The organism is Nocardioides sp. NPDC047086, assembly GCF_040643685.1.
GTDB lineage: Bacteria > Actinomycetota > Actinomycetes > Propionibacteriales > Nocardioidaceae > Nocardioides.
The window spans coordinates 146,244-166,477 of record NZ_JBEYUV010000008.1 but is presented as its reverse complement, the minus strand read 5'-3'; the positions used below and the strand labels follow the sequence as shown (position 1 = coordinate 166,477).

22 protein-coding genes are annotated in these 20,234 nt (G+C 69.9%); 8 read left to right on the top strand and 14 right to left on the bottom strand.

Annotated features, from left to right (window positions below; translation table 11 throughout):
* Positions 1–102 precede the first annotated feature (102 nt).
* The 4 genes from ABZ796_RS08930 to ABZ796_RS08915 are packed head-to-tail and all read right to left on the bottom strand — an operon-like array spanning position 103 to position 3,403.
* Positions 103–840 carry an ABC transporter permease gene (locus ABZ796_RS08930; RefSeq protein ID WP_357336268.1) on the bottom strand — a complete coding sequence of 246 codons (738 nt, stop codon included), beginning with the start codon at positions 838–840 and terminating at the stop codon, positions 103–105.
* Complete coding sequence (ccmA, locus tag ABZ796_RS08925) at positions 837–1,550, bottom strand: heme ABC exporter ATP-binding protein CcmA (protein ID WP_357336267.1); 714 nt, start codon at positions 1,548–1,550, stop codon at positions 837–839. Before ccmA ends, ABZ796_RS08930 begins: the two co-directional genes overlap by 4 nt.
* Positions 1,551–1,594: 44 nt before the next feature.
* Complete coding sequence (locus ABZ796_RS08920; protein WP_357336266.1) at positions 1,595–2,191, bottom strand: TetR family transcriptional regulator; 597 nt, start codon at positions 2,189–2,191, stop codon at positions 1,595–1,597.
* A gap of 9 nt (positions 2,192–2,200) precedes the next feature.
* Positions 2,201–3,403, bottom strand: a complete 1,203-nt coding sequence (locus ABZ796_RS08915) for a heparan-alpha-glucosaminide N-acetyltransferase domain-containing protein (RefSeq protein ID WP_357336265.1) — start codon at positions 3,401–3,403, stop codon at positions 2,201–2,203.
* 74 nt (positions 3,404–3,477) lie between these two features.
* Here ABZ796_RS08915 and ABZ796_RS08910 point away from each other — a divergent pair, with 74 nt between their 5' ends.
* On the top strand, positions 3,478–4,683 hold the full coding sequence (locus tag ABZ796_RS08910; protein WP_357336264.1) for an MFS transporter: 1,206 nt from the start codon (positions 3,478–3,480) through the stop codon (positions 4,681–4,683).
* A gap of 30 nt (positions 4,684–4,713) precedes the next feature.
* On the opposite strand, the gene ABZ796_RS08905 is transcribed toward ABZ796_RS08910, so the two are convergent.
* The 7 genes from ABZ796_RS08905 to ABZ796_RS08875 all read right to left on the bottom strand — a co-directional run bounded on the left by ABZ796_RS08905 (position 4,714) and on the right by ABZ796_RS08875 (position 9,971).
* Positions 4,714–5,484, bottom strand: coding sequence for a sugar phosphate isomerase/epimerase (locus ABZ796_RS08905; protein WP_357336263.1), 771 nt, complete (start codon positions 5,482–5,484; stop codon positions 4,714–4,716).
* 10 nt (positions 5,485–5,494) lie between these two features.
* A complete protein-coding gene (locus ABZ796_RS08900) occupies positions 5,495–6,451 on the bottom strand; it encodes a Ppx/GppA phosphatase family protein (RefSeq protein WP_357336261.1) in 957 nt (318 codons plus the stop codon).
* 58 nt (positions 6,452–6,509) lie between these two features.
* A complete protein-coding gene (locus ABZ796_RS08895; RefSeq protein ID WP_357336260.1) occupies positions 6,510–7,331 on the bottom strand; it encodes a hypothetical protein in 822 nt (273 codons plus the stop codon).
* 21 nt (positions 7,332–7,352) lie between these two features.
* Positions 7,353–7,493 carry a hypothetical protein gene (locus tag ABZ796_RS08890; protein ID WP_357336259.1) on the bottom strand — a complete coding sequence of 47 codons (141 nt, stop codon included), beginning with the start codon at positions 7,491–7,493 and terminating at the stop codon, positions 7,353–7,355.
* Entirely contained in the window at positions 7,486–8,073 is a 588-nt protein-coding gene (locus ABZ796_RS08885; RefSeq protein WP_357336257.1) for a MarR family transcriptional regulator, read from the bottom strand. Before ABZ796_RS08885 ends, ABZ796_RS08890 begins: the two co-directional genes overlap by 8 nt.
* 42 nt (positions 8,074–8,115) lie before the next feature.
* Positions 8,116–9,378: an MFS transporter gene (locus ABZ796_RS08880; protein WP_357336256.1), complete on the bottom strand. Its 1,263-nt coding sequence runs from the start codon at positions 9,376–9,378 to the stop codon at positions 8,116–8,118.
* 161 nt (positions 9,379–9,539) lie between these two features.
* Positions 9,540–9,971, bottom strand: coding sequence for a nuclear transport factor 2 family protein (locus tag ABZ796_RS08875; protein ID WP_357336254.1), 432 nt, complete (start codon positions 9,969–9,971; stop codon positions 9,540–9,542).
* A gap of 228 nt (positions 9,972–10,199) precedes the next feature.
* Here ABZ796_RS08875 and ABZ796_RS08870 point away from each other — a divergent pair, with 228 nt between their 5' ends.
* From ABZ796_RS08870 to ABZ796_RS08855, 4 genes are all read left to right on the top strand, one after another.
* Positions 10,200–10,961: a hypothetical protein gene (locus ABZ796_RS08870; RefSeq protein WP_357336252.1), complete on the top strand. Its 762-nt coding sequence runs from the start codon at positions 10,200–10,202 to the stop codon at positions 10,959–10,961.
* 88 nt (positions 10,962–11,049) lie between these two features.
* Positions 11,050–11,706: a VOC family protein gene (locus tag ABZ796_RS08865; RefSeq protein WP_357336251.1), complete on the top strand. Its 657-nt coding sequence runs from the start codon at positions 11,050–11,052 to the stop codon at positions 11,704–11,706.
* A 119-nt stretch (positions 11,707–11,825) separates the two neighbouring features.
* On the top strand, positions 11,826–12,416 hold the full coding sequence (locus tag ABZ796_RS08860; protein ID WP_357336250.1) for a class I SAM-dependent methyltransferase: 591 nt from the start codon (positions 11,826–11,828) through the stop codon (positions 12,414–12,416).
* A gap of 66 nt (positions 12,417–12,482) precedes the next feature.
* Positions 12,483–13,247, top strand: coding sequence for a M15 family metallopeptidase (locus ABZ796_RS08855; RefSeq protein WP_357336248.1), 765 nt, complete (start codon positions 12,483–12,485; stop codon positions 13,245–13,247).
* 5 nt (positions 13,248–13,252) lie between these two features.
* Here ABZ796_RS08855 and ABZ796_RS08850 read toward each other — a convergent pair whose 3' ends face one another.
* Together ABZ796_RS08850 and ABZ796_RS08845 are read right to left on the bottom strand one after the other, a co-directional pair.
* Positions 13,253–14,413, bottom strand: coding sequence for an FAD-dependent oxidoreductase (locus ABZ796_RS08850; RefSeq protein WP_357336246.1), 1,161 nt, complete (start codon positions 14,411–14,413; stop codon positions 13,253–13,255).
* A 28-nt stretch (positions 14,414–14,441) separates the two neighbouring features.
* Positions 14,442–15,479 (bottom strand): LacI family DNA-binding transcriptional regulator, encoded by a 1,038-nt coding sequence (locus ABZ796_RS08845; RefSeq protein ID WP_357336244.1) that lies wholly within the window; start codon positions 15,477–15,479, stop codon positions 14,442–14,444.
* Positions 15,480–15,720: 241 nt separating this feature from the next.
* Between ABZ796_RS08845 and radA the strand changes: the two genes are divergently transcribed.
* Both radA and disA read left to right on the top strand, forming a co-directional pair.
* Positions 15,721–17,106, top strand: a complete 1,386-nt coding sequence (gene radA / locus ABZ796_RS08840) for a DNA repair protein RadA (RefSeq protein ID WP_357336243.1) — start codon at positions 15,721–15,723, stop codon at positions 17,104–17,106.
* Between the two features lie 88 nt (positions 17,107–17,194).
* On the top strand, positions 17,195–18,277 hold the full coding sequence (gene disA, locus ABZ796_RS08835) for a DNA integrity scanning diadenylate cyclase DisA (protein WP_357336241.1): 1,083 nt from the start codon (positions 17,195–17,197) through the stop codon (positions 18,275–18,277).
* Positions 18,278–18,434: 157 nt separating this feature from the next.
* Here the strand turns inward: disA and ABZ796_RS08830 are convergent, their stop codons facing one another.
* Complete coding sequence (locus ABZ796_RS08830; protein ID WP_357336240.1) at positions 18,435–19,154, bottom strand: hypothetical protein; 720 nt, start codon at positions 19,152–19,154, stop codon at positions 18,435–18,437.
* 80 nt (positions 19,155–19,234) lie between these two features.
* Here ABZ796_RS08830 and ABZ796_RS08825 point away from each other — a divergent pair, with 80 nt between their 5' ends.
* On the top strand, positions 19,235–20,101 hold the full coding sequence (locus ABZ796_RS08825; protein WP_357336238.1) for an A/G-specific adenine glycosylase: 867 nt from the start codon (positions 19,235–19,237) through the stop codon (positions 20,099–20,101).
* Positions 20,102–20,234 lie beyond the last annotated feature (133 nt).

Below are 20,234 nucleotides of genomic sequence, written 5' to 3'. Positions count from 1 at the left end.
TTCTTTTTGTTGGGGGCCACTAAAGTCGAGGTTCGTCGCCCACAACTGCAGACTCGGCCGCCACAAGTGCGGACTCGGCCGCCACAACTACCGATTCGGCGATCAGGGAGTACGCCGCCGCAGCGTCGCCGAGCCGAGAGCGAGGCCGGCCACGACGAACCCGGACACGACGGCCAGGTCGGTCCAGACGTCACCGGTCTCCGAGGAGGTGACGAGGTGGGTCATCGCGTCGACGGCGTAGGAGAGCGGGAGGAGGTCGGAGATGGTCTCGAGGACCGCCGGCAGCGAATCGCGGGGCACGAGCAGACCACACAGCAGGATCTGCGGGACCACGATCGCCGGCATGAACTGGACCGCCTGGAACTCGGTCGTGGCAAAGGCCGAGACCAGCAGCCCGAGCGCGGTGCCGAGGACGGCGTCGACGATCGCGACGACCACGAGCAGTGCGACCGAGCCGTCGATCTCCAACCCGAGCAGACCCACGCTGACCCCGACCGCGACACCCGACTGGACGGCGGCCAACAACCCGAAGGCGAGCGCGTAGCCGAGCAGGAAGTCGCCCTTGCCCAGCGGCATCGCGAGCAGCCGCTCGAGCGTTCCCGAGGAGCGTTCGCGGAGCGTGGTGACCGAGGTGACCAGGAACATCACGATGAACGGGAAGATCGCCAGCAGGGCCGGACCGATCTGGTCGAAGACGGGCGCGGGCGAGTCCTCGTACATCCACCACAGCAACGACATCAGCAGCGTCGGCAGCACCACCAGCATCACCAGGGTGCGGTGGTCACGCCGGATCTGGGCGAGCACCCGCCCCGCCACCGCGAGGGTCCGTCGCAGACTCATCGTGCCGCCTCCTTCACCAGCGTCAGGAAGGCATGCTCGATGTCGTCGGCGTCCGCCTTCTGCTTGATCTCGGTCGGGCTGCCGTCGGCGAGGAACACGCCCTCGCGCATCAGCAGCAGCCGGTCGCACCGGTCGGCCTCGTCCATGACATGGCTGGACACGATGACAGCCGCGCCGGCCTCGGCCAGGGCCCGGAACGTCCCCCACAGCTGCTCGCGCAGCACCGGGTCGAGCCCGACCGTCGGCTCGTCGAGCACCAGCAGCGACGGCGAGCCGAGCAGCGCGGCCGCGAGCGAGACCCGCGAGCGCTGGCCGCCGGAGAGGTCGCGTACGACCTGGTCGGCATGGGACACCAGGTCCACCGTCTCGATCGCCGACGTCACCGAGGAGGCGGGCGCGCCGAGCACCTTCGCGAAGAAGCGGAGGTTCTCGGTGACCGTCAGGTCGTCGTAGACGCTGGAGGCCTGCGTGACGTAGCCGATCCGCGAGCGCAACGAAGCAGACCCCGCGGGCTCGCCGTGGACGGTCAGCGTCCCGGTCACCTTCGCCTGCACCCCGACGAGCGCCCGCATCAGCGTCGTCTTGCCACACCCCGACGGCCCGAGCAGCCCGGTCACCTCACCGGCCCGCACGGAGAAGTCGAGGTCGTGGAGGACCTCGCGCTTCCCGCGTACGACCCGGAGGCCGGACACCTCAACCACGTTATTCATCACACGATGAAATGTCGCACGCCGGCCGTCGCCGCGCAAGAGGCCTACGGCAACGGTCCGGTCAGATATCCCTGGACCACCGGCGCGTACGTCGCCACCAGCGTCTCCGCGGGCGCAGAGGCCAGCGGCTCGATCCGGGCGACGTAGCGGAGCACGACGATCCCCACGAGCTGCGAGGCGACCAGGGTCATCCGCCGGTCCGGGTCGTCGAGCTCGAGCGCCTCGCCGACCGGCCCCAGGATCAGCCGGCCGAACGCCTCCGGCACCAGCGCCTTTCCCTCTGGCTCGAAGACGCTGCGCACCAGCGCCAGCAGCGGGAGCCGCGACTCCTCGTCGTCCCACACGCTCAGCAGCAGCCTCACCAGGCGCTCCCCCGCACCGTCGCGCCCACCGGCGGTGATGATCGGCGCGATCTCCCGTGGGTCGATCCGCAGCTCGAGCGAGGCGACGAAGAGGTCCTCCTTGGTGCCGAAGTAGTGGTGCACCAGCGCGGAGTCGACACCGGCGGCGGTCGCGATCCCGCGGACGGAGGTCGCGGCGTACCCCTGCTGCGCGAAGCGCTGCCGAGCCGCCGCCAGGATCGCCGCCCGCGTGTCCGGCGAACCGGGCCTGCGTCCTCGCCGCGGTGCTGTCGTGCTCATGCGGCCACGCTAACCCGACGGCGTCGGCTCGCGGCGCGGCTCCGTCCGGCGCAACCAGGCGGCGGGTCGCCCGACGAGCCATTCGAGCGGCCCGGGCCGGCCCCACGCGGTGACGAGCGCGCCGATCCCCATGACGACGAGCACGTGGAAGACGTACGTGTCGGGCGTCTCCGGCGGCCAGACGGCATCGGTCCTCATCACCACGTGCAGCGTGTAGAGGGTGAGGGTCATCGTGCCGGCGCCGAACAGCACCGCCATCGCGGTGCGCCCTCGCTCCGGCAGCCGCAGCGCGATCATCTGGCAGGCGCCGATGACGAACATCGAGCTGCCGATCGACTGCGCCAGGTCGAACGGCGTGGACGAGTGCGGCGCGACGACCAGCAGCCACTGCCAGCCGCCGTCGACCGGCGTCTGCCCGTAGAGGCCGTAGCTCATCGCGGTCAGCGCCCCGTCGATGTCCGTCCCCGGATAGCTGCGCAGCAGCACCTCGGCCACCGACGGCAGCCGGGTCAGCCTCTCCGAGAGCCAGGTGGCCGCGACGGAGATGATGATGCCGCCGGTCCAGAGCATCGAGACCACGAGCCGGTTCCGCAGGTCGATGCGGCCGATGGCCATCCCGATCAGCAGGTACGCCAGCCACGGGACGGCCGGGTAGTAGCCGGTGAAGAGCAGCTCGGCGAGCAGGCGGCCCGGCTCCAGCAGCTGGGATGGCTCCGGGCTGGCGAACTGCCGCGGCGGCAGCATCGGGCGGACGACCTGCGACAACAGCGGTCCGACAACGACCCAAACCGCACCGAGCAGCCACAACCACCGTGCCCGCAGCCCGAGGAACGGGATGCCGATCAGGAACAGCACCCCGTAGTAGGTCAGGATGACCGCGATGTTGGTGCCGAGCGACCCGAGCACCAGCCCGAGCGCGGCGATCAGCACCGCCCGCGCGGACAGCCCCAGCGACCGGGACGCGAGCACTCGGCCCCGCACGGGTTCCTGACGTCCGGTCATCAGCGCCAGGCTGACCCCGGCGAGCACCGCGAAGAGCGCCGCCGACCGGCCACCGGCGACGGCCTGGATGCGGGTCAGCTCCCCGGAGGCGTCCACCGGCTCGAGCACGTGCGTCGCCATCATCCCCAGCAACGCCAGGCAGCGCGCCACGTCGACACCGACGAGACGCGTCGAGAGTCGATCGGAGAGCCGATCCGTCAGCACTGACATCGCCCCCAGAGTAGAGATATCTCACGCACGCCGCGGCTTCACCCACCCACAGCACCTGCTTTACCGTGAGAACGATGTCCGTCGATGCCTCCCTGAGCCGCCCCTGGGTCGGGCACGATGCAGGCAGCAGCGGCTACCGGCGGATCCTGATCGGCCTCTTCGCCGCCGGGATCGCCACGTTCGGGCAGATGTACTCCACCCAGGGCATCCTCCCCACCGTCGCCCACGCGCTCGAGGTCAACGAGGCCTCCGCCGCGCTCACCGTCTCGATGGCGACCCTCAGCCTCGCGGTCAGCGTCCTCGGCTGGTCGTGGGTCGCCGACCGCATCGGCAGGGCGCCGGCGATGAAGATCGCGCTCTCGATCTCCCTCGTCCTCGGCCTGCTCACCCCGCTCGCCCCCGGTTTCACCACCCTCCTCGTGCTGCGCAGCCTCGAAGGTCTCGCCCTCGGCGGCGTACCCGCCCTCGCGGTCGCCTACCTGGCCGAGGAGATCCACGTACGCCACGTCAGCCTCGCCGCGGCCATCTACATCTCCGGCACCACCGTCGGCGGTCTTCTCGGCCGGGTCATCACCGGGCCGTTCGCCGACCTCGGCGGCTGGCGCCTGGGCGTCACCGCCGGCGGCGTCCTCTCCGCGATCGCCGCGATCATCGCCATCACCCTGATCCCGCGCGCCCAGGGCTGGGTCAGGCCGACCGGCAAGCCGACGACGTCCGTACGCGAGGGGGTGCTCGCCAACCTCCGCGACCCGGGCATGCTCGTGCTCTACGGGCAGGCCGCGCTGATGATGGGCGGGTTCGTGGCGACGTACAACTATCTGGGGTTCCGCCTCGAGCGCGAGCCCTTCGGGCTGCCGGTGGCGATCTCGAGCCAGATCTTCTTCGCCTACCTCGGCGGCACCGTCTCCTCCTCGGTCGCGGGCCGGCTGGCCGCCACCCACGGTCGGCGAAAGGTCATGCTGACCTGCGTCGTCATCACGATCGTCGGCATCGTGATGACCTTCCCGGACAACCTCGCGACGGTCCTGACCGGCCTCGTCGTCCTCACCACCGGCTTCTTCGGCGCCCACGGCGTCGCCTCGGGCTGGGTCGGGGCCCGGGCACAGGTCGGCAAGGCCCAAGCCAGCGCCCTCTACAACCTCTTCTACTACGGCGGCTCGAGCCTCTTCGGCTGGCTGCTCGGCTACGCGTACGTCGTCGGCTGGTGGGGCGTCGCCACCGCCGTCCTCGCCCTCACCCTGACCTCGCTCACCTGGTCCTGGCTCGCCGCCCACGACTGATCCCGCTCGCGGCTCGACCGACGGAGAGGCTCAGGCCTGGAAGTGCTTCCGCGCGAACTCGAGCGACTCACGGAGGTCGGCGACGCGCTCGGAGCGCGAGCGGGCGCGTCGGGTGCTGATCTCGAGCACGATCTCGCCGTCGAAGCCGGAGGCGGCGAGATGGCGCAGGAAGCGGTCGGCACCCATGTGGCCGCGGCCGGGCACGAGATGCTCGTCCTTGGCCGAGCCGGTGCCGTCGGTGAGGTGGATGTGCCGCAGCCGCGGACCGAGCCGCTCGGCCATCTCGATCACGTCGTCCCCCGCGATCGCGGCATGGGAGAGGTCGATGGTCGTGTTCGCATAGGACTCGGTCGAGGGGTCCCAGTGGGGCAGATACATCTGCGTCGCACGCTTGGCCGCCCGCCACGGATACATGTTCTCCACCGCGAACTTCAGCCCGGTCGAGCGCTCCAACGTGGCGATCCCGTCCACGAACCCGGCCGCATACTCGCGCTGCCAGCGGAACGGCGGATGTACGACGACCACCGCTGCCCCGACCTCGGCGGCCATCTCGGCGGACCGCTCGAGCTTCCCCCACGGCTCGAAGCCCCAGACCTGCTGGGTGAACAGTAGCGTCGGCGCGTGGATCGCGACGATCGGCAGGCCGTGGTGCTCGGCGAGCTGCTTGACCGCATGGGTCTGCTGCGACAGCGCGTCGATACCGACCATGATCTCGACCCCGTCGTAGCCCACCTCCGCGGCGTACGTGAAGGCGTGGGCGGTCGACTCGGGATAGGTCGAGGACGTCGACAGCGAGATCATCGCGGGCCTCCTATTCGGGCCTTCCCGGGTTGGAACTGCCGATGAAGGACAGGTGATCGAGACGGTCGAGGATCAGCCCCTCACGCAGTGCCCACGGGCAGATCTCGAAGGCGGGAAGGTCGAAGATGTCGAGGCATGCCTCGGCGACCAGCGCGCCGGGCACGATCTGGTGGGCCCGCGACGGGCTGACCCCGGGCAGCTCGGAGAGCTCCTCGAGCGACATCTCCAACAGCTTCGGGATCCAGCGCTGCAGCTCCGCCAGCGGCAGCTGGCGGCGCACGCGCAGCCCCTCACCGCTCGGCGCGGCCCCGCAGATGCGTGCCAGCGAGCGGAACGTCTTCGAGGTCGCCACCGCCATGTCGGGCTGCCCGTCGCGCAGTATCTTGCCCGCGTCCTCAGCGATCGAGGCGCGGATCGTACGACGCAGCTCCCGCAGCTCCTCCTCCGTCGGCCGATCACCGAAGTAGGTGCGCGCGAGCCGGCCGGCGCCCAGCGGCAGCGACCAGGCGACGTACGGCTGCTCGTCCAGGCCGGCCGCGATCTCCAGCGAGCCACCGCCGATGTCGAAGACGGCGAGCCGTCCGGCGGACCAGCCGAACCAGCGGCGTACGGCCAGGAAGGTCAGCCGCGCCTCGTCGTCGCCGGGAAGGACCTCGATCTCGACCCCGGTCTCGGCATGTACGCGGTCGAGCACCTGCTCCGAGTTGCCGGCATCGCGCACCGCCGAGGTCGCGAACGCCAGCATCTCCGAGACGCCCTTCTCCTCCGCGACCGCCACCGAGTCGCGGGTGAAGGCGGTCAGCGCCTCGATCCCGTCCTCGGTCACCTCGCCGGCCTCGTCGAGGTGCTCGGCCAGCCGCAGCGGCTGCTTGAACGAGTACGCCGGTGACGGGGCCGCCCCGCCGTGGGCGTCGACCACGAGCAGGTGTCCCGTGTTCGATCCGATGTCGAGTACGCCCAGACGCATAGGTCGACTTTAGTGCCACACCGTCATCCGCGCGGAACCCATGTGCACGGACGAGGCGCTACCAGCAATCGCGCTTGTGCACCTTGTACGTCACCGGCATCTGCCATCCCAGGTGACTCGCAATCCGATCGCCTGCGTAGTCGGGGATCGAATCCTGGATCATCCCCACGACGAAGTCCGTGAACGACAAGTCGTACGCAGTCCACTCCAGGAATCCTCGGTCGAAGACGATGATCGGCATCGAGTCGTCCGCCAAGTCCCAACAGTATTGGTTGGCGTCACTCGACACCGCCCAGCACAGCAACCTCGGCGAAGCCTCAGCGAGCCGCCCAACTTTGGGCACCGTCTCGATCTCCCAGCCGTGTTGGGCATCCCGAGTCTCGATCGCCATGTCGAATACCCCGACATCTCCAAGATCGGCTGTGGGAGCCGCGCTCGCAAGGTGGTTGCCGAGTGTCTCGGCGTCGGCATCTCGCATGGCTTCGAGGTCGGCGGTTGGAGCCATGATCGACAGATGGTCACCGAGTTCCCCGGGACCCACGTCTCGCATGAAGTCGAGGCGCGGGAGCAGCTTCTTCATGGCCTCGACAATGCCCATCGCATCGTCCAGAGCCTGGTGGGTCTCACCAACGGTGATGGGCGCGTCACCCAGGGACGGGTACTCGGTGTCGTGCCGACGCAACCGCATCGGCCCGAACGGGCGTACCACGCCTGCGGCACGTCCCAACCGAGCCTGGACAGCCTGCTGAGTCGCCTTGTGGGCACCGATCTCCGAGCGTGCGTGCGGTCGAAGCCCCTGCTTGGCGAGAGTCGCCGTGAGCGCCTTTCGTGCTGCGTCGTAGATCAGCGGGAACGCCGAAGTCGGGTGCGTGTCCACCATCAGCTTGGCTGCTTCGAGGTGCTAGTCGGCGTGGCTCATCAGCAGATCGGCATGCTCAGTCGACGGGGCGACCCGCTCGAGATCACCGTGATCGATCATCGTCTCGAGCTCTGCGTCGCCCTGGGGCCAGTGTCCGGGCAACGCTTCAGGCTGATCAGTCATCGCCGCTTCCCATCAGATGAACGAGAGGACGGGCCAGGATCGTCGCCTTGAAGGAGCCCCCGTCAGCCGTCCACGCCTCCGGCGTCACCACACGGTAGTTCACCTCGCGGCGCAGCGTGCGCTCGACAGGCTCGATCGCCTCGAACAGCTCGTCGCGGTCGGGGGTGCCGATCACCAGCAGGTCGATGTCACCAGGCACGGCGCCTGGCTGTTGGGCATAGCGAGCCGCCCACGAGCCGTGGATGAAGGCCTCATCGATCCCCGACACCTGTTCGAGTGCCTCTCGGAGAAGGCCGACGGGCCCGAAGGTCAGCGCCATGACTTCAGCCAGCGGGCGGTACAGCGGATGGTCCGTGGTAGGGGCGACGGCCCGATTGCGCCCACGTGCCGTGCTCTGGACCAGGCCCGCTTCCTCGAGACGATCGACTTCGCGCTTGACGGTCGGCACCGTCGTACCGACCGCCGCTGCAATCTCGGACAGGCTCGGCTGCTCGTCGGGGTGTAGCAACACCCACGCCAGCACTTCTCCCTGCAGCCGCGAACGCAGCAGCGGCAGAAGAGTCGGACTCGACGTTTTCATAAAACGAACCATACCGTGCGTTTTACGAAAAGGTCACCCCGTTCAGCGGTCGGCGGTAGCCACCGCGCGCTCGGGGCTGGGAGCCGCAGCGGGCACAGGCCGCTCACCGATCCGGGCGTTGACGGCCCCGGCGAGCACGACCACCAGAGCGGCGACGGCGGGCAGGAGGAGCGCCGCGTCGGTGCCCCAGCGTTCGGCGACGCCGCCGGTGACCGCGGAGGCGAGGGACTGGCCGAGGATGACCGCTGAGCCGAGCAGGGTCATCACGGTGGCAGACCGGCCGACCGGGCTGCGGCGGGCGCCGAGGCCGTACTGCGTGACCAGGGTCGGCCCGATGCCGAGACCGATGACGAGGAGGGCGAGCACCATCCCGGTCACCGAGGAGACGCCCGGCAGCGCGAGGGCACCCACGAACATCATGCCGCCGAAGACCAGCCAGCGTGCGGCCGAGGTGAAGCCCACCGGGAAGAGGGCGACGCCCAGCGCCAGCGCGGCCGATCCGATGCCCATCGCGGCGTAGACCAGGCCGGCCTCCTCGGGACGGCCGTGGTCGGCCATGAACGCGGTCAGCGAGGTGAGCATCGAGCCGAAGAAGAGCCCGACGCCGAGGATCCCGACCACGATCACGACCACGCGCGGACGGGCGAGCTCACGCACGGAGCCGGCGACCGGCGTACGGCTGGAGGAGGCCTGCGCGGTCGCGGCGCTCGGGTGGAGGGCGAAGGCGGAGACGAAGACCAGGGTGAGCATCGCGGCGGCGACGACCGGCGCCCACGGGTCGATGGCGACGGCGAGGACACCGGCGACGACGGGTCCGACGATGAAGACGATCTCGTCGGCCGCCGACTCGTAGGCCATCGTCGAGTTGAGCACCCGCACCCGGCGCCCCGGGACGACGCATGCGGAGATGATCGCCACCAGCCGCGAACGCGACAGCGGCGCGATCTGCGGGGCGGTCGCACCGACCAGGAACGCCACCGCGAGCACGGCCACGTCGGGCAGCGGGCTGTAGACGACCCAGGCCATCGCGCCCAGCGCCGCGGTGCTGGCGACGCTGATCACCAGCAGCACGCTGCGCTGGCCGAACCGGTCGACGCCGGCACCGAGGATCGGACCGCACACCGCGGCACCGATCCCGACCATCGCCGAGTTCAGACCGCCGAGCGCCAGCGAGTCGCGGCCCGCGACGACCAGCGTCAGCACCCCGACGACCACCATCGCGTACGGCAGCCGCGCGACCAGCGCGAGCGGGAAGTACGTCCCCCCGACGGCGCGCACCAGACTCTGCTCGCCCTGCTCCGACATCTCTGTGACCTCCCGCTGCGAACCGCGGCTCTGTGCCGCCTTGGTCCGCCGGCGGGGCCAGCGCGAGGTGATACACACAATGGATACGGAGCGGTCGCTCCGTCCCTACAAGAATACGCCGCCCGCCCCGCCCCTCCGGAATCGCCGCCGAGTCGTCTCCGTCACGGTTCGAGGTCGACCAGCCCCTTGCCGCTGAGGATGTCGAACGGCACCGACACCTGGTCGTGGGCGATCACCCAGGTGCCGTCGATCTTTCGCAGCCCGTAGGTGACCCGGACCCACATCCCGGTCGTCACGACCCCGTTCCTCATCGTCCCGCTGAGCCGGCCGAAGGCGTACCCGTACGCCACCTCGTCACCGACGGTGAGCGTCAGGTCCCGCAGCTCGTAGTCCACGGTCTCGAAGACCTCGAAGACCCTCGCCCAGTTCGCGAGCTTCGCCTCGATCCCGACGTGCTGGAGCGGCGGCTCGACGTCGAAGGAGATGACGTCGGGTGCGTACGGCTCCCGCAGGGTGTCGAGGTCCTTGGCACGCAGGCCGTCGATGACCCTCTCGATCTGGCCGCGGATCGCGGCCTCCTCGTGCACGCTCATGACCGCCCCACCTCGGTGCCGACTCTGATCATGTTGGACTCCTTGTTCTCCGTGGTGGATGTTGCCCTCCGACGACGCAGGCGACCGAAGTGTCAGGCCGGTCTCACAGATCGGGTCGCCGTTTCGTCGGATCGGTTGTAGACATGCAGACCGCGCAACCCCGAGAAGCTGCGTCCGTGGAGCGCTCGGTGAACCACCGGTCATCGACTCACCACGTAGGCTTGCGAGGTGCCTGAGGTACCCCTGGATTTCCCGCGCGCGTGGGTGGAGTTCGTCAACCCCGACGACCCCGACGAGCGGATGCGCTGCGACCTGACCTGGTTGACGTCGGCGTACTCCTGCATCTTCGGCAACGGATGCCCGGGGATGTTCAAGAGCTCGCCGGACGTGGGGTGCTGCACGCTGGGGGCGCACTTCGCCGACGAGGAGGACGAGGCCCGGACGGCGGGGTTCGTCGCCGAGCTGACGCCGGAGATCTGGGAGCAGCACCCCGGCCGCAAGGTGAAGACCGACGACTGGGTCGAGCTCGACGACGACGGTGAGCGGAAGACCCGGGTAACGGAGTTTCGCGGCCAGGAGTCCTGCGTCCTGGCCAACCGGCCGGACTTCGCCGGCGGATCGGGCTGCGCGCTCCACATCCTGGCGGCGAAGGAAGGCCGCGAGCACTTCGAGACGAAGCCGGACGTGTGCTGGCAGCTGCCGATCCGGCGTACGTTCCGTGACGTCGAGCTGACCGACGGGACGACCTACACCGAGGTGACGATCACCGAGTACGACCGGCGCGGCTGGGGTCCGGGCGGCCACGACCTGGACTGGTACTGCTCCGGCAACACCGAGGCCCACGTCGCCGTCGAGCCCGTCTACCTCACCAACGCGGCCGAGCTGACCGAGCTGATGGGCAAGGCTGCGTACGCCGAGCTCGTCCGTCACTGCGAGGCGCACGTCCGGTCGAGGTCCGCGCTCGCCCTCCATCCCGCCAGCCCACGCTGAGCGGCGCTGAACCCCGGGGTGTATCTCGACATCAAGAGATAGTGACCCTGGATTGGTCTCTCTCTCAGCGAGAGTTCAGAATCGTTACATGCGCCTGGACCATGTTTCGTACGCTGCAGGACCCGATGGCTTGGCACAGACCGCCAAGCAGCTCGGTGAGCTGCTCGGCCAGGAGTTCGTCGACGGCGGCGTCCACCCTCGCTTCGGCACCCGCAACTACATCCTTCCGATGCGTGGTGGTCTCTACCTCGAGGTCGTCGAGGCACTCGAGCACCCCGCCAGCGACAAGGCCCCGTTCGGGCAGGCCGTCAAGGCCCGCTCCGCCCTAGGCGGCGGCTGGATCGGCTTCGTGATCGGCGTCGACGACATGACCCCGATCGAGGAGCGGCTCGGCCGCAAGGCGGTTCCCGGCAACCGTCACCTCCCCGACGGCCGCGAGCTCCACTGGCAGCAGATCGGCATCAACGGCCTGATCGCCGACCCGCAGCTGCCCTACTTCATCAAGTGGGAGACCCCCGAGCTCCACCCCGGCAACGCCGGTTCCGACATCACCCTCACCGACCTGGAGATCTCCGGCGACCCCGAGCGGGTCAAGGACTACCTCGGTGACGAGCTGCGCGAGCGCGTCGACCCGTGGACCGGCAAGCCCGCCGAGAACGTCCACATCGACTGGGTCGCCGAGCACGGCACCCCCGGCCTGCTGGCCGCCAAGTTCGTCACCCCGCGCGGCGAGGTCCGGATCTGACCCGGCTCGACCTGCCGGGGGCGACGGGAGCGATCCCGAGCCCCAACATCTGGAACCACACTGCGACGTACGAGATCGAGAACCGTGCGCTCGACCCGCACGGCCGGCTCTGGGCAGCCATGGCCGACGCCGCGCCGTGGGCCGGGCGCGACGTCCTCGACCTGGGCTGCGGGACCGGGTTCTACCTGCCGAGGTTCGCCGAGACCGCCCGCACCGTCACCGGCATCGAGCCCCATCCGGATCTCGTGACGCTGGCCCGGCGGCGTACGAAGCGACTTCCGAACGTCACCGTCCACAACGGCGTCGCGCAGCAGCTGCCGCTCCCGCCGGCATCCGTCGATGTGATGCATGCCCGCTGGGCCTATTTCTTCGGTCCCGGCTCCGAGCCGGGGCTCGGCGAGCTCGACCGGGTGATGCGCCGCGGCGGCGTGGCGACGGTGATCGACAACGACGGCTCCCGGTCGAGCTTCGGCGCGTGGTTCCGCCGCGGCTACCCGAAGGTTCCGCCGCCGGAGGAGCAGGAACGGTTCTGGTCGATGCACGGCTGGACACGCGTCCCCGTCGACATGGACTGGTCCTTCGGCTCGCGCGCGGACCTGGAGGCGGTCGTACGCATCGAGTTCGACCCCGCCACGGCGGCCGCGATCCTGGAGGAACACCGGGGGACGTATGTCGACTACGCGGTGAACCTCTGGTGGAAGCGTTTCTGAATCACCGCACACGGCTGTGGAAAAAGCGTGACCATTGAGACTCCCCCCAAGGAAAGGAGTTTCACCATGCACCACATCCCACGTCTCGGGCGTCGGCTCGGCACGGTCATCGGCACCCTCCTTCTCACGGTCGCGGCCTCCCTCGCCGCGGTCAGCGTCACGGCCGCGCCGGCTCACGCCGATGCCTGCTACACCTGGAGCGGCACCCTGCAGCAGGGGTCCTCGGGCAACGCGGTCACCCAGCTGCAGATCCGCGTCGCCGGCTGGGCGGCCTCGGGCACGGTCTTCTCGATCGACGGGTCCTACGGCCCGGCGACGACGACCGCGGTCCGAAACTTCCAGGCCGCCTACGGGCTCTCCGCCGACGGAGTCGCGGGCACGAACACATTCAACAAGATCTACGCCCTCCAGGACGATGACTGCACCCCGATCCACTTCGACTGGAGCGAGGTCGACGACGTCTGCTACGGCGGCTGGCCCACACCGATCTCCGGCGTGACGGTCGCGCAGGTCAAGGCCAACCTGATGCAGGCGATGTGGCGTGCCGAGGCGATCCGGCACCGGCTCGGCGACAACCCTCTGCGGGTCACCTCGGCCTACCGCTCGAAGGCGTGCAACGACGCCGTCGGCGGCGCCTCCAACAGCAACCACCTCTACGGACGGGCCATGGATCTGGTTCCCGGCAGCAGCGCGACGACCATGTGCGGCATCGCGCGTGCCTCACGCCAGTCGTTCCCGCAGGTGCTCGGGCCGGGCTACCCCGACCACAGCGACCACATCCACCTCGGCATCCAGTCGAGCGTCTACCACAGCGCCTCGCAGTGCTTCTGACCCTCTCAGGGTGACTCGGTGAGCTGGTCGGGATCGGCATCGGTCCCGACCAGCTCGCGAAGCTTGTCGTTGACGTCCCAGATCCCGACGTTCATCGCGGCGGTGATGGTCGCACCACGCCGCCAGTAGGCGATGAACTCGTCACCGTCGGCGTTGCCGCGGAGCAGCACCTCGTCCTCGGGCGCGGAGCGGCCGACGTACTCCATCGAGAACTCGAACTGGTCGGTGAAGAAGTAGGGCTGCCAGTCGTAGGCGCCGCCCTTGCCCAGCATCGACCTGGCCGCCAGCCGGCCCTGCCGGATCGCGTTGTCCCAGTGCTCGACCCGAAGCGGGCCGAGGACCGTGTGCTTCGCGAGCGCGGCGTCGCCTGCCGCGAAGACCCGAGGATCAGACGTACGCAGCCCCTCGTCGACCACGATGCCGTCGCCGACCTCGAGGCCGGCCGCCTTCGCCAGGTCGGTGGCCGGTGCCGCACCGACGGCGACGAGCACGATGTCGGCGGGGATCTCGCCGGCGCTGGTGCGTACGACTCCCGGCTCGATCGACTCGACGGTCGTCCCGGTGTGGATCTCGACGCCGTGGCGGGTGTGGAGGTCGGCGACATGCTCGGCGAGCACCGGGCCGAGGACGTTGAGCAGCGGCTGTGCGGCCGCCTCGAGCACCACCGCCCTTCCGCCGAGCGCGGTCACCGACGCCGCGACCTCGAGGCCGATCCAGCCGCCGCCGACGGTGACGACCCTGGTGCCGGGCTCGATCGCGTCCTTGAGACGGCGGGCGTCCTCGACGGTGCGGAGGGTGGTCGCGTTCTCGACACCGGGGATCGGCGGGGTCTTCGGCTCGGCGCCGGTGGTCAGGAGCACCTGGCCGAACGGCAGCTCGTCGCCGGTGTCGAGCACGACCTTCCCGTGGTCCAGGTCGAGGGCGGTCGCGGTGGTGCCGGTCAGGACGGTGACGTCCTTCTCGGCGTACCAAGCCTCGTCGTGGGAGAGCTTGAACTCCTTGGCGCCGGAGAGGAAGTCCTTGGAGAGCTGCGGTCGCTCGTAGGGAAGCTCGGGCTCCTTCCCCACCAGGGTCAGGCGGCCGGCGTACCCCTCGTCACGAAGGGCTTCGATGGCGCTGACTGCCGCGAGACCAGCACCGATGACGACGATCTGCTCAGTTGCCATGACCCCATCGTCGCGCGGAACCGGTGAACTATGAAGACCCTCGGACGGTGAGGGCGGGTTTCAGCATCACCCCGGGCGCGGCGTAGGACGGGGTGGCGAGGAGCTCCTCGAGCGCCTTGACCAGCTCGCGGGCGGCCTCCTCGAGCGGGGGACGTACGGAGGTGATGCCCGGCGGCACCGTCTGCGCCACCTGGGAGTCGTCGAAGCCGACGACGGCGATGTCCTCGCCGAGGCGGAGGCGGCGCTCGAAGAGTGCGTGGAGCACGCCCATCGCGAGCGTGTCGGAGGCACAGACGAGCGCGGTGGGCTCGGTCTCGTCGAGGAGCGCGTCGGCGGCAGCCTTGCCCGAGCTGATCGAGTCCTCGGTGCGCGAGGCCAGACCGGTGGTCGAGAGACCGTTGGTGTGCATGGCGTGGATCCAGCCGCTGCGTCGCTCCTCACCCAGGAGCGAGTCCTTGTGCCAACCGATCCAGGCGATCTTGGAGTGACCGCGCTCGATCAGGTGCTCGGTGGCGATCTCGGCACCGTAGGCGAGGTCGACGTCGACCCAGGGATGCTTGGCGTCGGGCTGGGTCCAGGGGCGCCCGAAGGAGACGAACCGCGCGCGGCGCGACTGCAGCCAGGTCGTCTGCTGGCCGCCGAGGTGGGTGTCGGTCACGACGAACGCGTCGACCGCGGTCGACCTGAGCAGCTCGTCGTAGCCGTCGAGCGGATCGGCGGGGTCGCCGTAGAAGAGGAGCACGTGGTAGCCGGTCTCGGCGGCGGCCTCGACGAAGGTGTGCACGAACCGGTCCATCATCGCGTTGGCGGTGCCCTCCTGGAGGGCGGGCATTCTGAGTCCGATCAGATGACTGGCTCTCGTCCGCAGGCTCCGGGCGGCCCGGTTGGGCTGATAGCCCAGCTGGTCGATCGCTTCCTGCACCCTGGCCAGGGTGTCGGCACGCAGCAGATCAGGGTTGTTGACCGCGTTGGAGACCGTCTGGCGGGACACGCCGGCCAGCTCCGCGACGTCCGCCAGGGTCGGCGGAGCGGCCGAGATATGACCGCCGGAACGCGGCACCGCCACGCTCTGCCTCCCTTGATGCCGATGTGGAACTCTGGATCGTTCCAAGCCATGGTAACGAAGGCTGACCTGTTGGGATGCTTTCGGGCTCATCTCGCTCCCCGTCATCGGCCAGGTCTCGACCCGCTTCGCGGGTTCGCAAGCTCACCCGCTGCCCTCGCTCGACCTCCTCCCGTTGCGTCCCCGCTCGTTCCTCGCGGGAACGCAGGCTCGGATGTCGGTGCCGTGGTCTAGGTTGCTGGCCATGGCTACCGCTCGCTCGTCCAAACGCGCCACCTACCGCTGCTCCGAGTGTGGCTGGGAGACCGCGAAGTGGGTCGGTCGCTGCGGCGAGTGCCACGCGTGGGGCTCGGTCGCCGAGGCGGCAGCCCCGATCGGACGTACGCAGGCGGCCCCCGTCTCCACCGCGGCGGTGCCGATCGGGACGGTGTCGGTGACCGAGTCGGAGCGGCGTACGTCGGGGGTGCCGGAGCTCGACCGGGTCCTCGGCGGCGGCCTGGTGCCGGGGGCCGCGATCCTGCTCGCCGGGGAGCCGGGCGTCGGGAAGTCGACGCTGCTGCTCGAGGTGGCGGCGCAGACCGCCCGCTACGGGCGCCGCGCGCTCTATGTGACCGGTGAGGAGTCCGCCTCGCAGGTGCGTCTGCGGGCCGACCGGACCAACGCGATCCAGGACGAGCTCTATCTCGCCGCGGAGACCGACCTCGGCGCCGTGCTGACCCACATCGAGGAGACCCGGCCCGACCTGATCGTGGTCGACTCCGTGCAGACCATCGGCGCCTCCGGGGTCGAGGGCGTCCCGGGCGGGGTGACCCAGGTGCGCGAGGTGGCGGCGGCGTTGATCCGGGTCGCCAAGACCCGCAACATCACCACGGTCGTCGTCGGGCACGTGACCAAGGACGGGGCGATCGCCGGGCCGCGGGTGCTGGAGCACCTGGTCGACGTGGTCCTCCACTTCGAGGGCGCGCGCGACTCACGGTTCCGGATGGTGCGGGCGATGAAGAACCGCTTCGGCCCGGTCGACGAGGTGGGCTGCTTCGACCTGTCCTCGGACGGCATCGTGGCGGTCACCGACCCGTCGGGGCTCTTCGTGGAGACCCATCATGTCTCCGTCCCCGGCACCTGCGTCACCGTGACCATGGAGGGTCGCCGGCCGCTGCTCGCCGAGATCCAGGCGCTGACCGTGCTGGGCGCGGAGGAGCGGGCGAAGCGTACGACCTCGGGGTTGGACGGTTCTCGGCTCGCGATGATCCTCGCCGTGCTGCAGCGCCACGCGAGGGTCGGTCTCTCCGGTCGTGACGTGTTCGCCTCGACCGTCGGCGGGGCCCGGATCAGCGACCCGGCCGCCGACCTGGCGATGGCGCTCGCGGTCGCCTCGAGCCACACCGGCACGCCGACGCCGCGTGGCGTGGTCGCGCTCGGAGAGATCGGCCTCGCCGGCGAGCTGCGCCGGGTGCGTGATCTCGACCAGCGGCTCTCCGAAGCGGCTCGACTCGGGTTCACCGTCGCCGTCGTCCCGGCCGAACCGGGGGCGCCCGTGCCGAACCGCCCCAAAGAGCGCGATGTCGACGGGATGCGTGTCTTTGAGGTCCACAGCATCAGTGCCGCGCTGGAATTCCTCCGCTTGGTGTGATCGGCTTGGTGACTCGTGGCCGAACGTTCTCGGCATTACGGTTGGATCCACGGTTAGAATCACCTCATCCCACTCCGAAAGGATTCTCGTGCCCGCCGACCGCACCGCGGACTCCATCCGACTGCGCGAGACGCTCGCGCTGATCGCGCCCGGAACACCGCTGCGTGACGGGCTCGAGCGCATCCTTCGCGGCCGCACCGGCGCGCTGATCGTGCTCGGCCACGACAAGATGGTCGACGGCATCGCGACCGGTGGCTTCACCCTCGACGTACCGTTCACCTCCACCGGCCTGCGTGAGCTCGCCAAGATGGACGGGGCGATCATCGTCGACGACTCGCTGAGCCGGATCGTCCAGGCCGCGGTCCACCTGATGCCCGACCACACCATCCCCTCGACCGAGACCGGCACCCGGCACCGCACCGCCGACCGGGTCGCGAAGCAGACCGGTCGCCCGGTGATCTCGGTGTCCCAGTCGATGCAGATCATCGCTGCGTACGTCGGGGAGACCCGCCACGTCCTGGAGGACTCCGGCCAGATCCTCTCCCGCGCCAACCAGGCGCTGGCGACCCTTGAGCGCTACAAGCTGCGCCTCGACGAGGTGGCCTCCACCCTGTCGGCGCTCGAGATCGAGGACCTGGTGACCGTACGCGACGTCGCCGTCGTCGCCCAGCGCCTGGAGATGGTCACCCGCATCGCTCGCGAGATCGAGGACTACGTGCTCGAGCTCGGCACCGACGGCCGGCTGCTTTCCCTCCAGCTGGAGGAGCTCATCACCGGCGTCGACGCCGAGCGCGAGATGGTCATCCGCGACTACCTCCCCCGCGGCCGGCGTGCGCGTTCCCCCGAGGAGCTGCTCGCCGAGCTCGAGGCGCTCAACTCCGCCGAGCTCGTCGACCCCGCCGCCACCGCCCGGGTCCTTGGCCTGACCACCTCGGACGCGCTGGACGGCGCCGTCGCCCCGCGCGGCTACCGCCTCCTCGCGAAGGTCCCCCGCCTCCCACCCGCCGTCGTCGACCGCCTCGTCGACCACTTCGGCACCCTCCAGAAGCTCCTCTCCGCCAGCGTCGACGACCTGCAGGCCGTCGAAGGCGTCGGCGAGCTCCGCGCCCGCTCCGTACGCGAAGGCCTCTCCCGCCTCGCCGAGTCCACCATCCTCGAACGCTACGTCTGACAGGCCGAGGCGTCACCCCGGTCGGCCCAAGCGTCAGCCAGGTCGGCCGAAGCGTCACTTACGTCGGCCGAGTTGGCAGCCAGTGACGCCTCGACCGACACGGGCGACGTCTCGGCCGACGTAACTGACGTCTCGGGCGACGCGGGTGACGGCTCGACTATCGGCTGACCGGGGAGTCGGGTTCCGTACGCGACAGGGCGGTGCCCGGCTTGTAGAGGCCGAAGGTGGCCGATGACGGTTCGCCACCGAGGGCCGAGGCGACGATCACGAAGAAGTTCGGCTTGACCCACGGGCCGTGGCCGGTGCACTCGCCGGCGACGACACGGCGGCCGGTCCAGGTGAGGGGGAGGGTGGTGACGACATCGCGGCGTACGACGATCTCCTTGGTCGGCACCGCCTTGGCGCAGTCGACCGTCGACCAGACCAGATCGCCGCCCTTCTGCGAGATCCGCACCTGGAGCGCGTCGGCGGACAGCTTCCAGGTGCAGGCAGAGGCCTTCACCGTGCGCAGCTGCAGCGGGATGGTGACGTTGTCGTAGGAGTAGCCGTCGGCGATGGCCGGCTCGACGACGATGTCGGAGGGCGAGCACTCGCCGGTCGGCTCCGGCGGGGCGCTGCTCTTCGGCTTCTCGGGCTTGTTGCCGCCCGCGTTGCCCGCCTCCTTCGACGGCTTCGTCGTGGGCGTCGGGGTGACCGTCACGGTCGCGGTGGGCTCGTCGGCCACGGGGGTCGCGGCGTCGTCCGAGGCGTCGGAACCGCTGAAGAAGAACCGCGAGATCCCGACGATCAGGAGCAGGACGATGCCGAGCACCGCCAGCCGCCGGCGCCAGTAGACGGCGGCCGGCAGCCGCCCTCCCGTCCTTCTCGCACGCGCCATAGGCGACACCGTAATGATCCCGTGCCCGGGTTTCGGGGTGCCACTCCGTGGCAATACCTGTCGCACGGCACAATCTGGGTGTGACCGCTCTCCACGACGCCGTTCTGCACTGGTACGACGCCAACGCCCGTGACCTCCCGTGGCGCTCCGCGACCGCGTCACCATGGTCGGTGATGGTCAGCGAGTTCATGCTCCAGCAGACCCCGGTCTCCCGCGTGCTCTCGATCCACGAGGTCTGGATGGAGCGCTGGCCGACCCCGGCCGACCTCGCCGCGGAGCCGACCGGCGAGGCCGTACGTGCCTGGGGCCGCCTCGGCTACCCCCGCCGGGCGCTGCGGCTGCACGCGGCCGCCACCGCGATCGTCGAGCACCACGGCGGCGAGGTGCCCGCGGAGTACGACGAGCTGATCGCGCTCCCGGGCGTCGGCGACTACACCGCTGCGGCGATCGCGACCTTCGCCTTCGGCAGGCGCCACGTGGTCCTCGACACGAACGTACGCCGCGTCTTCGCCCGGACGCTGAGCGGTGTCGAGTTCCCCGCCCAGTCGGTCAACAAGGCCGAGCGTGCGCTCGCCGCCGACGTACTCCCTCAGGACGATCCGACCGCGGCCACCTGGTCGGTCGCCGTGATGGAGCTCGGCGCCCTCGTCTGTACCGCGGCCAACCCGGCCTGCACCCGCTGCCCGGTCGCGGACCAGTGCGCGTGGCGCGCCGCCGGCCACCCGGCGTACGACGGTCCGCCTCGTAAGGTCCAGACCTGGGCCGGCACCGACCGCCAGTGCCGCGGCCGACTGCTGGCCGTTCTCCGTGACGCCGACTCCCCCGTCCATCGGAGCCGTCTCGACGTCGTCTGGTCCGACGAGACCCAACGGCAACGTGCCCTGGAAGGCCTCCTGAAAGACAACCTGGCCACCGAGGTGGAACCAGACTTCTTCGCCCTCCCCTAACCAACCGCCGAAACCGCAGAAATGGCGGACGAAACTCTACTTTCGTCCGCCACAACTAACGACTCGGCCACCAATTCCACCGATTCGGGAAAGCAAACGCCCCGGCCGCGGTGGCCGGGGCGTTGCTTGGGGT

Excerpts from the sequence above, each read along its gene's own strand:
- ABZ796_RS08900 (WP_357336261.1), bottom strand. The coding sequence starts at position 6,451 with ATGCGTCTGGGCGTACTCGACATCGGATCGAACACGGGACACCTGCTC.
- ABZ796_RS08930 (WP_357336268.1), bottom strand. The coding sequence starts at position 840 with ATGAGTCTGCGACGGACCCTCGCGGTGGCGGGGCGGGTGCTCGCCCAG.
- ABZ796_RS08875 (WP_357336254.1), bottom strand. The coding sequence starts at position 9,971 with ATGAGCGTGCACGAGGAGGCCGCGATCCGCGGCCAGATCGAGAGGGTC.
- ABZ796_RS08920 (WP_357336266.1), bottom strand. The coding sequence starts at position 2,191 with ATGAGCACGACAGCACCGCGGCGAGGACGCAGGCCCGGTTCGCCGGAC.
- ABZ796_RS08850 (WP_357336246.1), bottom strand. The coding sequence starts at position 14,413 with ATGGCAACTGAGCAGATCGTCGTCATCGGTGCTGGTCTCGCGGCAGTC.
- ABZ796_RS08860 (WP_357336250.1), top strand. The coding sequence starts at position 11,826 with ATGGCCGACGCCGCGCCGTGGGCCGGGCGCGACGTCCTCGACCTGGGC.
- ABZ796_RS08855 (WP_357336248.1), top strand. The coding sequence starts at position 12,483 with ATGCACCACATCCCACGTCTCGGGCGTCGGCTCGGCACGGTCATCGGC.
- ABZ796_RS08885 (WP_357336257.1), bottom strand. The coding sequence starts at position 8,073 with ATGAAAACGTCGAGTCCGACTCTTCTGCCGCTGCTGCGTTCGCGGCTG.
- ABZ796_RS08905 (WP_357336263.1), bottom strand. The coding sequence starts at position 5,484 with ATGATCTCGCTGTCGACGTCCTCGACCTATCCCGAGTCGACCGCCCAC.
- ABZ796_RS08895 (WP_357336260.1), bottom strand. The coding sequence starts at position 7,331 with ATGGTGGACACGCACCCGACTTCGGCGTTCCCGCTGATCTACGACGCA.
- ABZ796_RS08910 (WP_357336264.1), top strand. The coding sequence starts at position 3,478 with ATGTCCGTCGATGCCTCCCTGAGCCGCCCCTGGGTCGGGCACGATGCA.
- ABZ796_RS08915 (WP_357336265.1), bottom strand. The coding sequence starts at position 3,403 with ATGTCAGTGCTGACGGATCGGCTCTCCGATCGACTCTCGACGCGTCTC.
- ABZ796_RS08830 (WP_357336240.1), bottom strand. The coding sequence starts at position 19,154 with ATGGCGCGTGCGAGAAGGACGGGAGGGCGGCTGCCGGCCGCCGTCTAC.
- ABZ796_RS08880 (WP_357336256.1), bottom strand. The coding sequence starts at position 9,378 with ATGTCGGAGCAGGGCGAGCAGAGTCTGGTGCGCGCCGTCGGGGGGACG.
- ABZ796_RS08890 (WP_357336259.1), bottom strand. The coding sequence starts at position 7,493 with ATGACTGATCAGCCTGAAGCGTTGCCCGGACACTGGCCCCAGGGCGAC.
- ccmA (WP_357336267.1), bottom strand. The coding sequence starts at position 1,550 with ATGAATAACGTGGTTGAGGTGTCCGGCCTCCGGGTCGTACGCGGGAAG.
- radA (WP_357336243.1), top strand. The coding sequence starts at position 15,721 with ATGGCTACCGCTCGCTCGTCCAAACGCGCCACCTACCGCTGCTCCGAG.
- ABZ796_RS08865 (WP_357336251.1), top strand. The coding sequence starts at position 11,050 with ATGCGCCTGGACCATGTTTCGTACGCTGCAGGACCCGATGGCTTGGCA.